The organism is Streptomyces sp. NPDC001700, from assembly GCF_053596435.1.
This window is the reverse complement of sequence record NZ_JBSFGE010000037.1, coordinates 24,256-37,880: the sequence shown is the minus strand read 5'-3', so window position 1 is coordinate 37,880 and position 13,625 is coordinate 24,256. Positions and strand designations below refer to the sequence as shown.

Sequence of the window (13,625 nt, the reverse complement as noted above, 5' to 3'; positions counted from 1 at the left end):
CGGGCGGCGGCGGCTTCCCGGCCTTCCGGGCGGCCAGCTGCTTGTCGGTCAGCCCGGCGACCTTCTCGTCCGCCCGCGCCCGGTAGTGGTCCGCGTCGCCCTCGTGCCGCAGCTCCGGCCAGGTCACGCACCAGGCGGGCCACAGCTCCAGCGCCTGACGGGCCGCCGGGTGGAAGCGCTGCCCGGCGGCCCGTACATCCTGTCAGCGGGTTACTTCTTGACCGCGTCCAGGGCGTCCACGATTCCGGCCCCGTAGAAGCCGTTGTAGTTCTTGCCGCCCTCGCACACCGCGTCGATCTTGCCGTCGCCGTCGAGGTCGTACGACATCGGGCAGGCGGTGTCGTCGGCCTCGCCCTTCAGGAGGGCCTTCACCATGGCGGCGGAGGCCCGCGGGTGGGTGCTCTTGATGAGCGCCGCGACGCCCGCCGCGTGCGGGGAGGCCATCGAGGTGCCCGCCATGTAGCCGTACTTGCCGCCCGGCAGGGTGTTGTAGATCCGGCCGTCCTGGGCCGGGGGCGCGGGCTTCTGGTAGACCGTGCTGTCGCCGCCGGGGGCCGCGACGTCGATGATCCCGAGCCCGTGGTTGGAGAACGAGGACTTCAGCCCCTTGGCGCCGGTCGAGGCGGTGGTGACCACGCCCGGCAGCTGGGTCGGGATGTCCAGACAGGTGCTGGGGTCCACGACCCGCTCGACGGGGGTGGTGTCGTTCGGGCTGGAGGTGTCGGTGATCGAGTCGGAGGTCAGGTCATAGTTCTCGTTGCCCGCCGCCGCGACGTTGACCACGCCCTTGCGCTCGGCGTACGACGAGGCCCGGCGCACCGCCTCGACCAGGGCCTTCTGGTCCGGGTCACCGGTGCAGTTGAAGTACCACGGGTCGGTGTAATAGCTGTTGTTGGTGACGTCGACACCGCGCTCGGCGGCCCACATGAAGCCGCAGACGACGGCCTCGGTGTAGAACCACCCGGCGGTCGTGGACACCTTGATGCCGGACACCTTGACGCCCGGGGCGACCCCGGTGACGCCGATGCCGTTCTTCGCGGCGGCGATCTCACCCGCGACATGCGTACCGTGCGGGCTCTCCTCCGCGCTCGGCCGCCAGGACCCCTCGGTGGTGTCCGCCTTGCCGGACACACAGTTGGCCGAGGCCTTGCGGTCGAAGTTGGGCGCGAGGTCGGGGTGGGTGTCGTCCACGCCGGTGTCGATGACCGCGACGGTCACCTTGCGGCTGCCGAGGGTCTTCTCATGGGCCTTGTCCGCCTTGATGGCGGGCAGGTCCCACTGCAGCGGCTCCAGCGGGTCCTGACCGGCCTTGGCGCTGGCCGCGACCGCCTTGCGCTCCTTCTCGCTGAGCAGCTTCGGGGTGCCGATGTCGCCGGTGGACTGCGCGGGCAGCGGCGCGGTGCGGGTGGCACCGGCGGAGGCGACGCCACGGACCGTACGGAGCGTCTTGGCGAAGTCCGGGTTGGCCGAGTGGGCGACGATGACGCCGATCCGGTCGTACGAGATGACCACCGTGCCGCCGGCCCGCTTGATGGCCTTCTCGACCCGCGAGCTGTCGCGGTGGCCCGGGCGGACGTTGACGACGTAGCTGAGCGACGGGCCGTCGGCGGTCGCGGCCCGGGCGGCGGGGGCCGGGCTGTCCTGCCCGGTGGCGCCCGCCGAGGTCGGCAGGAACGCCAGCGCGCCGGTGAGCGCCAGGGCGGCGGGTATGGCGACGGCTCGCGGCGTCAGCCCCCGCGATCCGGAAGACTTCATTCGCACAGTGGAACTCGTCCCGGGTCTGGGAGCATCCGATCTCAGCTGAGCCATGGGGTCTCCACCTCATCCGTAGCGACCGCCGCAGCGCGGATGCGCGTGGGCGGGTACATGACGAGCGAAGCTATCGCTGATCATCACCGAGTATCAATACATTCCGGAAGAAAACCCGCCACAGCGCCCGGATCCAAACGCATCAGCGAATCTCTCTCCGTCTTTCAACCACCAGACCCTGTCGCAGACTTCGCTACCGCCTTTACGATGCGTGATCCGGATCACCCTCGCACCGCCGTACGTCCCGTCGGACCCACTCACCAGGAGAGACCGTGGATACCGCACCGGCCAGCGATCGTCCCGACGATCAGCGGCAGCACCAACGCCCCCCGTACGACGAGGTGCAGGCGAGCCCCGAGTTCGGCGAACTGCGCTCCGCACACCGCTCGTTCGCCTTCCCGCTGACCATAGCGTTCGTCAGCTGGTACCTGCTCTACGTCCTGCTGTCCAACTACGCGGGCGGCTTCATGGGCACCAAGGTCGTCGGCAACATCAACGTCGCGCTGGTGTTCGGCCTCGCCCAGTTCCTGACCACCTTCCTGATCGCCTGGTGGTACTCCCGGCACGCCGCCGCCAAGCTCGATCCGCGCGCGGAGGCCATCAAGGCCCGTCTGGGGGACAGCGCATGAGCACGTACCTGCTCGCGGCCGAGAGCGCTTCGGACAACCGGCCGCTGATCATCACGCTCTTCTCGGTCTTCGTCGTGGCGACCCTGGCCATCACCATCTGGGCGGGCCGCCAGACCAAGGACGCCAACGACTTCTACGCCGGTGGCAGACAGTTCACCGGCTTCCAGAACGGGCTCGCGATCTCCGGCGACTACATGTCCGCCGCGTCCTTCCTCGGCATCGCCGGGGCCATCGCGCTCTCCGGGTACGACGGCTTCCTGTACTCCATCGGCTTCCTCGTCGCCTGGCTGGTCGCCCTGCTCCTGGTCGCAGAACCGCTGCGCAACTCCGGCCGCTACACGATGGGCGACGTGCTCGCCTACCGGATGCGCCAGCGCCCGGTGCGCACCGCCGCGGGCGTCTCCACCATCGTCGTGTCGATCTTCTACCTGCTGGCCCAGATGGCGGGCGCGGGCGTCCTCGTCTCGCTGCTGCTGGGCATCACCAGCGAGGCCGGGAAGATCCTCATCGTGGTGCTGGTCGGCGTGGTGATGATGCTCTACGTCACCATCGGCGGCATGAAGGGCACCACCTGGGTGCAGATGGTCAAGGCCGTCCTGCTCATCGCGGGCACGCTGCTGATCACCTTCCTGGTGCTGCTCAAGTTCGACTTCAACGTCTCGGCGCTGCTGGGCGAGGCCGCCAAGAACAGCGGCATGGGCAGCTCGTTCCTGGAGCCGGGGCTCAAGTACGGCATCAACGCCACCTCCAAGCTCGACTTCCTCTCGCTCGGCATCGCGCTGGTCCTCGGCACCGCCGGACTGCCGCACATCCTCATCCGCTTCTACACCGTGCCCACCGCCCAGGCCGCCCGTAAGTCGGTCAACTGGGCGATCGGCATCATCGGCGGCTTCTACCTGATGACGATCGCGCTCGGCTTCGGCGCGGCGGCCCTGCTGGACCGGGACACGATCATCAAGTCCAACAAGTCCGGCAACACCGCGGCGCCCCTGCTCGCCGAGGAGATCGGTGGCGGCGCGTCCTCCACCGGCGGCGCGATCCTGCTCGCGGTGATCTCCGCGGTGGCGTTCGCCACCATCCTCGCCGTCGTCGCCGGGCTCACCCTCGCCTCCTCGTCGTCCTTCGCCCACGACCTGTACGCCAACGTGATCCGCAAGGGCCAGGCGACGCAGAAGGAGGAGATCCGGGCCGCCCGCTGGGCCACCGTCGGCATCGGTACCGTCGCCGTCGTCCTCGGCGTCTTCGCCCGCGATCTCAACGTGGCCGGACTCGTCGCCCTCGCCTTCGCGGTCGCGGCCTCCGCCAACCTGCCGACCATCCTGTACAGCCTGTTCTGGAAGCGTTTCACCACCCAGGGCGCCCTCTGGTCGATCTACGGCGGACTCATCTCCTCCGTCTTCCTGGTGCTCTTCTCGCCCGTCGTCTCCGGCAAGCCGACCTCGATGTTCCCGGACGTCGACTTCCACTGGTTCCCGCTGGAGAACCCCGGCCTGATCTCCATCCCGCTGGGCTTCCTGCTCGGCTGGCTGGGCACTCTCGTCTCCAAGGAGGAGCCGGACAAGGGCAAATACGCCGAACTGGAGGTCCGCTCGCTCACCGGACACGGCGCCCACTGAAGCCCTCCGCACCCCCGGCGGCCCCTCGATGTCACCGCTTTCACGTACGCTGCGGGACAATTGACCTCAGCGCACGCAAGCGAACCGTGAGGGGCCGCCGACATGCTGACCGACACCTATGGTCGGACCGCCACCGACCTGCGTGTCTCCTTGACCGACAGGTGCAACCTGCGGTGTACCTACTGCATGCCGGAAGAGGGGCTTCAATGGCTTGCCAAGCCGGATCTGCTCACCGACGACGAGATCGTCCGGCTGATCCGGATCGCCGTCACCGAGCTGGGCGTCACCGAGGTCCGCTTCACCGGCGGTGAGCCGCTGCTGCGCCCCGGGCTCGTCTCCATCGTCGAGCGCTGCGCCGCGCTCACCCCGCGCCCCGAGATGTCCCTGACCACCAACGGCATCGGCCTGGAGCGCACGGCCGTGGCCCTGCGCGACGCCGGTCTCGACCGGGTCAACGTCTCGCTGGACACCCTGCGGCCCGACGTCTTCCAGACCATGACCCGGCGCAAGCGCCACGGCGATGTGCTGCGCGGCCTCGCCGCCGCGCACGACGCCGGGCTCACCCCGGTCAAGGTCAACGCCGTGCTGATGCCCGGACTCAACGACGACGAGGCCCCCGATCTGCTCGCCTGGGCCGTGGACAACGCCTATGAGCTGCGCTTCATCGAGCAGATGCCACTCGACGCCCAGCACGGCTGGCAGCGCGAGGGCATGATCACCGCCGGGGACATCCTGGAGAGCCTGCGCACCCGCTTCACCCTCACCGCCGAGGGCGACGACGAGCGTGGCTCCGCCCCCGCCGAGCGCTGGCTGGTCGACGGCGGCCCGGCCCGGGTCGGCGTCATCGCCTCCGTCACCCGCCCGTTCTGCCGCGCCTGCGACCGCACCCGGCTCACCGCCGACGGCCAGGTGCGGACCTGCCTGTTCGCGCGCGAGGAGTCCGATCTGCGGGGCGCGCTGCGCTCCGGCGCACCGGACGAGGAGATCGCCCGGCTGTGGCGGGTGGCGATGTGGGGGAAGAAGGCGGGATCCGGGCTGGACGACCCGTCGTTCCTGCAGCCGGACCGCCCGATGTCAGCGATCGGTGGCTGACCATTCTTCCAGCGTCACGACGTCCTTGAGGAAACCGCGCATGCCCAGGAACTCCGACAGGTGCTCGCGGTGCTCCTCGCACGCCAGCCAGGTCTTCCGCCGCTCCGGGGTGTGCAGCTTGGGGTTGTTCCAGGCCAGCACCCAGACGGCGTCGGCGCGGCAGCCCTTGGCGGAGCAGATCGGGGTGTCGGTCTCGGTCTCGGAGGCGGCGTTGAGGATGTTCACACCGCAGATGCTACGGACACCGTCGTCTCTACAGAAAGCGGCGGGGACATGACGACCGGGACATGACCGTGGACATGACGACGCCGGGCAGCCACGGGGGGAGCCGCCCGGCGTCGGTCTGTCGCTCCGACGGGGGATGCGGAGCGCGTACGAAGTATGTCACGAGGGATAGGGCGAGGTGCACCGGAACAGCATGATTGATCTGAGCTTTTCCTGAGCTTGCGGCAACGCGGCAGGTCAGCCGGGCCCGCCGCGTCCATCCTCGCTGGTATGTGCGGCATCTTCCGGACCGGGTTCCGCCGCCGCCGCATCCTCGTCCCGACCGGGACCGAGCATCGGCCGCAAGGGAGTCGGGATGTAGGTCGTGGGAAGCGAAGTGACGTTCTCCCGGCCCGCGTTCGCGATCACGACCGCGACGTACGGCAGGAGCACCCCCAGCACCAGGGCGACGATGGCCACATGGCGTTCGACGTTCCACAGCACGGCCGCGAGCACGACCGCCACCGTCCGCACCGACATCGAGATCACATAGCGCCGCTGCCGTCCGCGCACATCATCGGCCAGCCCCTGGCGGGCCCCGGTGATCCGGAAGACCTCGGCCTCGCTGTGCTTCCGCATCACGTTCCACCACCTGGTCCCCGAGCAGGTACCCCCCGCTCCGATACGTACCCAACGTTACGCCGCGCCCCCGTACGGTTCGAGGCCGGGGCACCCCGACGGGTGGCGAGCCCGGTACGGCAAGGCGCGTACGGGACGCTTCGACATGCGCCGTAGCGAAAACGGTCGAACACTGGGAGGAAACGCGTGTCCCCCGCCGCGTCAGGAGGCGACATGAACTGGCTGTGGGCGATCGTCGTAGGAATCATTCTCGGTGTGATCGCCAGAGCGATCCTGCCGGGCAAGCAAGACATTCCGCTGTGGCTGACCTGCATTTACGGCATCCTCGGGGCCATCGTCGGCAACGCGGTGGCCGGGTGGATCGGGGTCAGGCACACCGGCGGATTCGACTGGATCCGGCATCTGCTGCAGCTGGCCGGGGCCATCGTGATCGTCGCCCTCGGCACCCCGCTGTGGCAGACGATCCGCCACGGCGGCAGGAGAGAGCGGGCCTGAGCCGCGGCGGTCGGCGCGCATGGTGGAAGCGCACCGGCCGCCGCTCCGGCCTCACGGGCTGATCGCCCGGGTCACACGCCCTGGAGAGGGTCACACGCCCTGGAGCTGGGCGATCTTCCGCCCGGCCTTGAGGTAGACCCCGCCGGAGGGCGCGGTGAGCCCGGCGTCCGCCAGCACCTCCGCGACCACCTCGGCCAGCGGGCGCACCGCCTGGGCCTCGGTGAGGACGATGGCCTTCTGGCCCTCCTCGGCCTCGACGACCAGCCGCAGACCGTTCTGCTTGGCGACCCGGCGGGCCGCCGACGCGCTCGGCTGGAACTCCAGGACCTTGCTCAGCACGGTCGCGATGGTCTCGCCGCCGTGCTCCGCGGCGTCGACCACCGGCAGCGTCCCGACGTCGGTGAAGCTCTTCTTGGAGAACTGCGCGATGAAGCCCGCGCGCGCCGCCATCGCCGCCTCGACGCCGTACAGCGCCGCCACGACCTCGCCCGCCAGCACCTTCTTGAGGTCCATCGGGTGCAGCGACTTGGTCTCCAGCCGGGTGGTCGCGGCCGCGATCTCCGCGTCCGTCCACTCCGTCCACGCCTCCAGGTACGGCTTCATCAGCCGGTCCGGGATCGACATGATCTTGCCGAAGACATCCTCGGAGGTCGCGCTGAGCGCCACGTAGTTGCCCTTGGACTTGGACATCTTCGCGCCCGTGCCGTCCGTGCCCTCGATCAGCGGCATGGTGACGACCAGCTGCGGCTGCTGGCCGCGCAGCTCCATCAGCTTGCGGCCCATCTGCAGATTGAGCAGCTGATCGGCGCCGCCCAGCTCCACGTCGCTCTCCAGCGCCACCGAGTCCAGGCCCTGCGCGATCGGGTACAGCAGCTCGGACATGGTCAGCCCGGACCCCGCCGCCAGCCGGTTGCGGAAGTCCTCGCGCTGCAGCAGCTGCGACACCGGCACCTGGGCGAGCAGCCCCAGCAGCTCCGGGAAGGTGTACGGCGACAGCCACTCGCTGTTCTGCCGGAAGTTGACCTTCTCGAAGTCGAAGAACGGCTTGACCTGCCGCTGGTAGCCCGCGAGATTCCGGGCGATGTCGTCGTCGGTGAGCGGCGGGCGCTCGGCCGTACGCCCCGACGGGTCGCCGATCTTGGCCGTGAAGTCACCGATCAGCAGGGTGACATCGTGGCCCATCCGCTGGAAGCGGTTGAGGACGATCATCGGCACGGTGTGGCCGAGGTGCACATCGGCGGCCGTCGGGTCGATGCCCAGCTTGATCGCGAGGCCCTTGCCCGCGGCCCGCCGCTCCTCGATCCGCTCGGCCAGCTCCTTGACCCCCGGCAGGACCTCGACCGTACGGGAGGCGATCAGCTCGGCCTGCTCCTGGGCCGACAGATCGCTCAGATCGAGGGAGCGCCGGGCGGACGTCTCGGCGAGCAGTTGCTCGACGGTCTTGTCGGAGGAGAGGTCCTGGTCGAGCAGCTCGCGGGCGCGGGCGACGGATGCGCCGAGGCGTGTCATGGGGTTCCTGGTGAGAGTGGGGAGCGGACGGATGGGCGGGGACCAGTCTATTCGCCGGTCTCCCGCCGCCGGACGCACTATCGTCCGGCCGGACTCACACCCTGTGAGTGCGGCCGCTCTCACACCCCCTTGCTGACCGAACTCATGTTGAAGTCCGGGACGCGCAGCGCGGGCATCGCGGCACGGGTGAAGTAGTCGCCCCACTCGCGCGGCAGGGTCGGCTCGGTGCGCCCCGCCTCGGTGGCGCGGGACAGCAGGCTCACCGGCGACTCGTTGAAGCGGAAGTTGTTCACCTCGCCGACGACCTCGCCGCCCTCCACCAGATACACCCCGTCCCGGGTGAGCCCGGTCAGCAGCAGGGTGGCCGGGTCGACCTCGCGGATGTACCAGAGGCAGGTCAGCAGCAGGCCCCGCTCGGTCGAGGCGACCATCTCCTCCAGCGTGCGGGTGCCGCCCGCGTCCAGGATCAGGTTGTCGATCCCCGGGGCCAGCGGCAGCCCGGTCAGCTCCGCCGAGTGCCGGGTGGTGACCAGGTGCTTCAGCACTCCGTCCCGGATCCAGTCGGTCGCGGGCAGCGGCAGCCCGTTGTCGAACACCGACGCGTCGTCCCCGGAGGAGTGCGCGATCACGAACGGCGCCGCCTCAAGGCCCGGCGCGTGCGGGTCGCTGCGCAGCGTCAGCGGCAGCTCGGACAGGGTGTCGCCGACCCGGGTGCCGCCGCCCGGCTTGCTGAAGACCGTACGGCCCTCGGCCGCGTCCCGGGCGGAGGCGGACCACAGCTGGTAGATCAGCAGGTCGGCGACGGCGGTCGGGGGCAGCAGCGTCTCGTAGCGGCCCGCCGGAAGCTCGACCTTCCGCTCGGCCCAGCGCAGCCGCTGGGCCAGCTCGGCGTCGATCGCGGCCGGGTCGACGTCCCGGAAGTCGCGGGTCGCCCGCCCGGCCCAGGCCGAGCGCGTCATGTCCGGCGACTTGGCGTTCAGCTCCAGCGTGCCGCTCGGCTGGTCATGGCGCAGCCGCAGCCCGCTGGAGGTGCCCAGATAGCTGGAGATCACCTCATGGCTGGCGAACCCGTACAGCTCCCGGCCGCCCGCGCGGGCGGCGGCGAACGCCTCGCCGAGCGCCGGGGCGAACGCCGCGAACACCTCCGAGGACGTCTCGGCGGGGGAGTCGGTGAAGCCGGGGGAGACGTTCGTATCGCCGACCAGCGGCTGGGCGTCCTCGGCCGGTCCCGCGTCCCGCGCGGCCGCCTCGGCGGCCCGTACCAGCGGCTCCAGATCCTCGGCGGTCACGGCCGACCGGGACACCACCCCGGAGGCGGTGCCCTCCGCGCCGTCCACGGTGGCCACCACGGTCAGGGTGCGGCCGCGGGTGACGCCGTTGGTGGTCAGCGCGTTGCCCGCCCAGCGCAGGTTGGCGGTCGACGTCTCGTTCGCGATCACCACACAGCCGTCCGCGCGGGACAGCTCCAGGGTGCGCTCCACGATCTCGTGCGGCTTCACGCTCATGCTCCCGCCTCCTGGGTGGTGTTGAGGATGTTGACGCCGCGGAAGAGCGCGGACGGGCAGCCGTGCGATACGGACGCGACCTGGCCGGGCTGGGCCTTGCCGCAGTTGAAGGCGCCGCCCAGGACGTACGTCTGCGGGCCGCCGACGGCCGACATCGAGCCCCAGAAATCGGTGGTGCTCGCCTGGTAGGCGAAGTCCCGCACCTGCCCGGCGAGCACCCCGTTCCGAATCCGGTACGCCCGCTGCGCCGTGAACTGGAAGTTGTAGCGCTGCATATCGATCGACCATGAGCGGTCGCCGACCAGATAGAGCCCGTTCTCGACGTCCCCGATCAGCGCCTCGGTCGAAGGCCCCTCGGGGTCGGGCCGCAACGAAACATTGGCCATCCGCTGCACCGGCACATGGCCCGGCGAATCGGCGTAAGCGCACCCGTTCGAGCGGCCGAGACCGGTCAGCCGGGCGATCCTGCGGTCCAGCTGATACCCCACCAGCCTGCCGTCCTTCACCAGGTCCCAGGACTGCGCGGCCACGCCCTCGTCGTCGTACCCGATGGTGGCCAGGCCGTGCTCGGCGGTCCGGTCACCGGTGACGTTCATGATCTCCGAGCCGTAGCGCAGGCTGCCCAGCTGGTCGAAGGTCGCGAACGACGTCCCCGCGTACGCCGCCTCGTACCCCAGCGCGCGATCCAACTCGGTCGCGTGCCCGATCGACTCATGGATCGTCAGCCAGAGGTTGGACGGATCGATCACCAGGTCGTACGCGCCCGCCTCGACCGGCGGCGCCGCCATCTTCTCGGCCAGCAGGACGGGCAGCTCGGCCAGCTCCGCGTCCCAGTCCCAGCCGGTGGTGCCGGTTTCGGTGAGGTACTCCCAGCCCCGCCCGACCGGCGGGGCCAGGGTCCGCATCGAGTCGAACTCCCCGCTCACCGGGTCCACCGCCACCGCGGTCAGCTGCGGATGCAGCCGCACCCGCTGCTGGGTGGTCGTGGTGCCCGCCGTATCCGCGTAGAACTTGTTCTCATGGACGGTCAGCAGCGACGCGTCCGCGTGCGCCACCCCGTCCGCCGCCAGCAGCCGCCCGCTCCACTCGGCCAGCAGCCCGGTCTTGTCCGCGTCCGGCACGCCGAACGGATCGATCTCGTACGACGACACCCACGTCTTCTCGGCATGCACCGGCTCCGCGGCCAGCTCCACCCGCTCATCGGACCCCGCCGCCTCGATCACCTTGGCCGACAGCTTCGCCATCGCCACCGCCTGCGAGGCCACCCGCGCCGCCGCGTCCATCGACAAGTCGACCCCTGACGCGAACCCCCAACTGCCCCCGTGCACCACCCGCACCGCGTACCCGAGGTCCGTGATGTCGGACGACCCCGCGACCCGCGCGTCCCGCAGCCGCCACGAGGCGCTCCGCACCCGTTCGAACCGGAAGTCCGCATGCTCGGCCCCCAACGCCCGGGCCCGCGCGAGCGCCGCGTCGGCGAGCGCGTGCAGCGGCAGCGCGAGGAAGGACGGATCGATCTCGTGCACCACGGCGACCCCTTCGTCGGTCTCGTCGGTGAGTATCCGTGGGAAGTGAATCACGCCGCTACGACACCGGGGGCGTCCCTCGCATGACCCACCGGCGCGCGCCCGGCGAGCCGTCAGGCGGACCGGGGCCAATCGCCCATGCCCTGGTGGTCGCGCGCCGCCTCTTCCAGCGTCCGCATCCCGAGGTCGATGAGCGGGCTCTGACGGCTGCCCCGGCGCAGGCAGGTGAGGATCCGCCGCGTCGGCATGTTCTCGCTCGCCACCGGAACCCGCACCACCGCCTGGCCCGCCGGGCCCTCGGCCAGTCGCGGGATCAGCGAGACGCCCAGCCCGTTCCCGACCAGCGACCAGACGGCAGGCCACTGCGTGGCGGCGTGCACGATCCGCGGCGAGAACCCGGCCGCCGCGCACAGCACCCGCACCCGCTGGGCGTGGTCGCAGGTGCCCGGGTTGGCGACGATCCAGTCCTCGGCCGCCGCGTCCTCCAGGCGTACCGAACCGGCCCGCGCCAGCGGGTGGTCGGCGGGCACCAGCAGGAGATACGGCTCCTCCAGCAGGGGGCTCTGCTCGACCCGCGCGTCATCCGGCTGCGGCCCGCCCTCGATGGGCTCCACGACCGCGATATCCACCTCGCCCGCCACCAGCAGATCCATGCTCTCCACGGTGTCGCACTCGTGCACCCGCACCAGGAGGTCGGGATGGCTGCGCCGCAGCCGCCCGGCCGCGGGGGCGACCAGACCGCTGATCGCGGTGGTGAAGCCCGCGATGCGCAGCGGCCCGGTCATGCCCGCCCGATAGGACTCCAGCTCCGCCTGCGCCTCCTCCCACCGGGCCAGCAGCGCGTCGGCGTGACCGATGAGCAGCAGCGCGGCCGGGGTCAGCCGCACGCCGCGGCCCTGCGGCTCCAGGAGCGGAACCCTCAGCTCGCGCGCGAGTTCGCGCATGTGGTGAGAGACCGCCGACGGGGTGAGGTGCAGGGCCTCGGCGGCCGCGGTGACCGTGCCCTGCTGGTGCACCATGCGGAGCATGTGAAGCCGACGCAGGTCAATCATGCAACTATCTTGCACACACCACCCGCAAAACGTGCAATGGACCGCAACGGTCGTCCGGGCTCATCCTGCTGTTATGCGCACCAACACGCACACCATCGTTTCCCGGCACACCACCAGCGAGGGCGTCGTGGTCTGGACCCGCTGCGGCTGCGGGCGGCTGCAGATGGCCCTGATCCCGTACGGCGCCCGAGGCAAGGGGCTCGCGGCGGGCGGCCACGACCGCCAGTGCCCGCGCTGCGGCCGCTAGCGCCAAGATGCCCTCCCCTCGCCTTACCGCGGTCTGGTCCCTCATAGGCCTGGTACTGCTGACCCTCAACCTGCGTGCGGCCATCACCGGCGTCCCCCCGGTCCTGGGCGAACTCCAGGACCGGTTCGGGCTCTCCGGCGTCGAGGCGGGCGTCCTCGCCACCCTGCCGGAGCTGTGCCTGGGCGTCTTCTCCGCCCTCACCCCCGCGCTCGCGCGCCGCATCGGCACCGAGGCGGCGATCACCGCGGCGCTCCTGGTGATCACCACCGGCCTGCTGCTGCGCGTGGCCCCCGCCGAGGCGGCGCTGTTCACCGGCACCGTGCTGGCCGGAGCCGGGATAGCCACCGGCAACGTGCTGGTGCCCGCGGTCATCAAGCGCGCGTTCCCCCACCGCGTGGGCCCCCTCACCGGCCTGGCGATGATGCTGATGTCGGTCAGCGGCGCCGCCGCGGCGGGCCTCGCCGTCCCCCTCGGCGACCTGGGCGGCTGGCGGCTCGCCCTGGCCGTCTGGGCGGCCCCGTCCCTGATCGCGGCCCTGGTGTGGTGCCCCCTCGCCCTCCACGGACGAAAGCGGCCCCCCGAACCTCCGCCCGCCCACGCGGAGCAGGGCTCCCTGCTGCGCTCGCCCCTCGCGTGGTCCATCACGGTCTTCATGGGCATGACGTCGCTGATGTTCTACACGCTGACGGCGTGGCTTCCCCAGATCATGCGCGACCACGGGTTCTCGGCCGCCACCGCCGGGATGATGAACGCGGTCGTCATCATCATCGGCATCCCCCTCGGCTTCCTCGTACCAGTGATCGCCGCCCGCCTGCGCGACCAACGCCCGCTCGTCCTCGGGGTCGTCGCCCTGATGGCGATCGGCCTCGGCGGCCTGCTCCTGGCTCCGCAGGCCGGATGGGTCTGGGTCGCGATCTTCGGCGTCGCCACCGGCAGCGCGTTCCCGATCGCCCTCACCCTCCTCAACCTGCGCTCACCCACCGCCGCGATCACGGCCCGCCTCTCGGGCATGGCCCAGTCCGGCGGCTACCTCCTCGCCGCGACCGGCCCCCTGACCTTCGGCGTCCTGCACAGCGCGACCGGCGGCTGGAAGCCGTCGATAGCCCTGCTGCTCCTGCTGGTAATCCCCGAGCTGCTATGCGGCCTCCTGGCCGCCCGCCCCGGCACCGTAAGCCCGACCACCCCCGCGCACCCCACCGCTCGTGCGGACACCTCCGCCCGGCCCACCGAAGCAGACCGTTCACACTGACCCCGAACCGACCACGGGCCACGCCGTGGCCAAACGCGAGCCGTCGCCGCACG

General features: G+C 70.8%; 13 protein-coding genes. 6 read left to right on the top strand and 7 right to left on the bottom strand.

Going from position 1 to position 13,625, the window contains the following annotated elements; genetic code table 11:
* Positions 1-210 precede the first annotated feature (210 nt).
* Positions 211-1,755 (bottom strand): S8 family peptidase, encoded by a 1,545-nt coding sequence (locus ACWC5C_RS39200; protein ID WP_450883651.1) that lies wholly within the window; start codon positions 1,753-1,755, stop codon positions 211-213.
* 326 nt (positions 1,756-2,081) lie between these two features.
* On the opposite strand from ACWC5C_RS39200, the gene ACWC5C_RS39195 reads away from it, so the two are divergent.
* The 3 genes from ACWC5C_RS39195 to moaA all read left to right on the top strand — a co-directional run bounded on the left by ACWC5C_RS39195 (position 2,082) and on the right by moaA (position 5,146).
* Positions 2,082-2,438 carry a DUF485 domain-containing protein gene (locus ACWC5C_RS39195; protein ID WP_450883649.1) on the top strand — a complete coding sequence of 119 codons (357 nt, stop codon included), beginning with the start codon at positions 2,082-2,084 and terminating at the stop codon, positions 2,436-2,438.
* Positions 2,435-4,054 carry a solute symporter family protein gene (locus tag ACWC5C_RS39190; RefSeq protein WP_450883647.1) on the top strand — a complete coding sequence of 540 codons (1,620 nt, stop codon included), beginning with the start codon at positions 2,435-2,437 and terminating at the stop codon, positions 4,052-4,054. The genes ACWC5C_RS39195 and ACWC5C_RS39190 overlap by 4 nt, the downstream gene beginning before the upstream one ends.
* Positions 4,055-4,156: 102 nt before the next feature.
* The gene (gene moaA, locus ACWC5C_RS39185; RefSeq protein ID WP_450883645.1) at positions 4,157-5,146 is read left to right on the top strand and encodes a GTP 3',8-cyclase MoaA; all 990 of its coding nucleotides are present in this window, start codon (positions 4,157-4,159) and stop codon (positions 5,144-5,146) included.
* Here the strand turns inward: moaA and ACWC5C_RS39180 are convergent.
* Positions 5,129-5,371, bottom strand: a complete 243-nt coding sequence (locus ACWC5C_RS39180) for a hypothetical protein (protein ID WP_450883643.1) — start codon at positions 5,369-5,371, stop codon at positions 5,129-5,131. The two genes, moaA and ACWC5C_RS39180, sit on opposite strands and share 18 nt — an antisense overlap.
* Before the next feature lie 237 nt (positions 5,372-5,608).
* Complete coding sequence (locus ACWC5C_RS39175; protein ID WP_450883641.1) at positions 5,609-5,989, bottom strand: DUF3099 domain-containing protein; 381 nt, start codon at positions 5,987-5,989, stop codon at positions 5,609-5,611.
* 213 nt (positions 5,990-6,202) lie between these two features.
* Between ACWC5C_RS39175 and ACWC5C_RS39170 the strand changes: the two genes are divergently transcribed.
* The gene (locus ACWC5C_RS39170; RefSeq protein ID WP_009718963.1) at positions 6,203-6,484 is read left to right on the top strand and encodes a GlsB/YeaQ/YmgE family stress response membrane protein; all 282 of its coding nucleotides are present in this window, start codon (positions 6,203-6,205) and stop codon (positions 6,482-6,484) included.
* Between the two features lie 90 nt (positions 6,485-6,574).
* Here ACWC5C_RS39170 and tyrS read toward each other — a convergent pair whose 3' ends face one another.
* From tyrS to ACWC5C_RS39150, 4 genes are all read right to left on the bottom strand, one after another.
* On the bottom strand, positions 6,575-7,993 hold the full coding sequence (gene tyrS, locus ACWC5C_RS39165; protein ID WP_450883639.1) for a tyrosine--tRNA ligase: 1,419 nt from the start codon (positions 7,991-7,993) through the stop codon (positions 6,575-6,577).
* A gap of 119 nt (positions 7,994-8,112) precedes the next feature.
* Positions 8,113-9,498 (bottom strand): metallopeptidase TldD-related protein, encoded by a 1,386-nt coding sequence (locus ACWC5C_RS39160; protein ID WP_450883637.1) that lies wholly within the window; start codon positions 9,496-9,498, stop codon positions 8,113-8,115.
* On the bottom strand, positions 9,495-11,027 hold the full coding sequence (locus ACWC5C_RS39155) for a TldD/PmbA family protein (RefSeq protein WP_450883708.1): 1,533 nt from the start codon (positions 11,025-11,027) through the stop codon (positions 9,495-9,497). The genes ACWC5C_RS39160 and ACWC5C_RS39155 overlap by 4 nt, the downstream gene beginning before the upstream one ends.
* A 110-nt stretch (positions 11,028-11,137) precedes the next feature.
* The gene (locus ACWC5C_RS39150) at positions 11,138-12,076 is read right to left on the bottom strand and encodes a LysR family transcriptional regulator (RefSeq protein ID WP_450883635.1); all 939 of its coding nucleotides are present in this window, start codon (positions 12,074-12,076) and stop codon (positions 11,138-11,140) included.
* A gap of 73 nt (positions 12,077-12,149) precedes the next feature.
* On the opposite strand from ACWC5C_RS39150, the gene ACWC5C_RS39145 reads away from it, so the two are divergent.
* Together ACWC5C_RS39145 and ACWC5C_RS39140 are read left to right on the top strand one after the other, a co-directional pair.
* Entirely contained in the window at positions 12,150-12,323 is a 174-nt protein-coding gene (locus ACWC5C_RS39145; protein ID WP_450883633.1) for a hypothetical protein, read from the top strand.
* A gap of 7 nt (positions 12,324-12,330) precedes the next feature.
* Positions 12,331-13,572: a CynX/NimT family MFS transporter gene (locus ACWC5C_RS39140; protein ID WP_450883631.1), complete on the top strand. Its 1,242-nt coding sequence runs from the start codon at positions 12,331-12,333 to the stop codon at positions 13,570-13,572.
* Positions 13,573-13,625 lie beyond the last annotated feature (53 nt).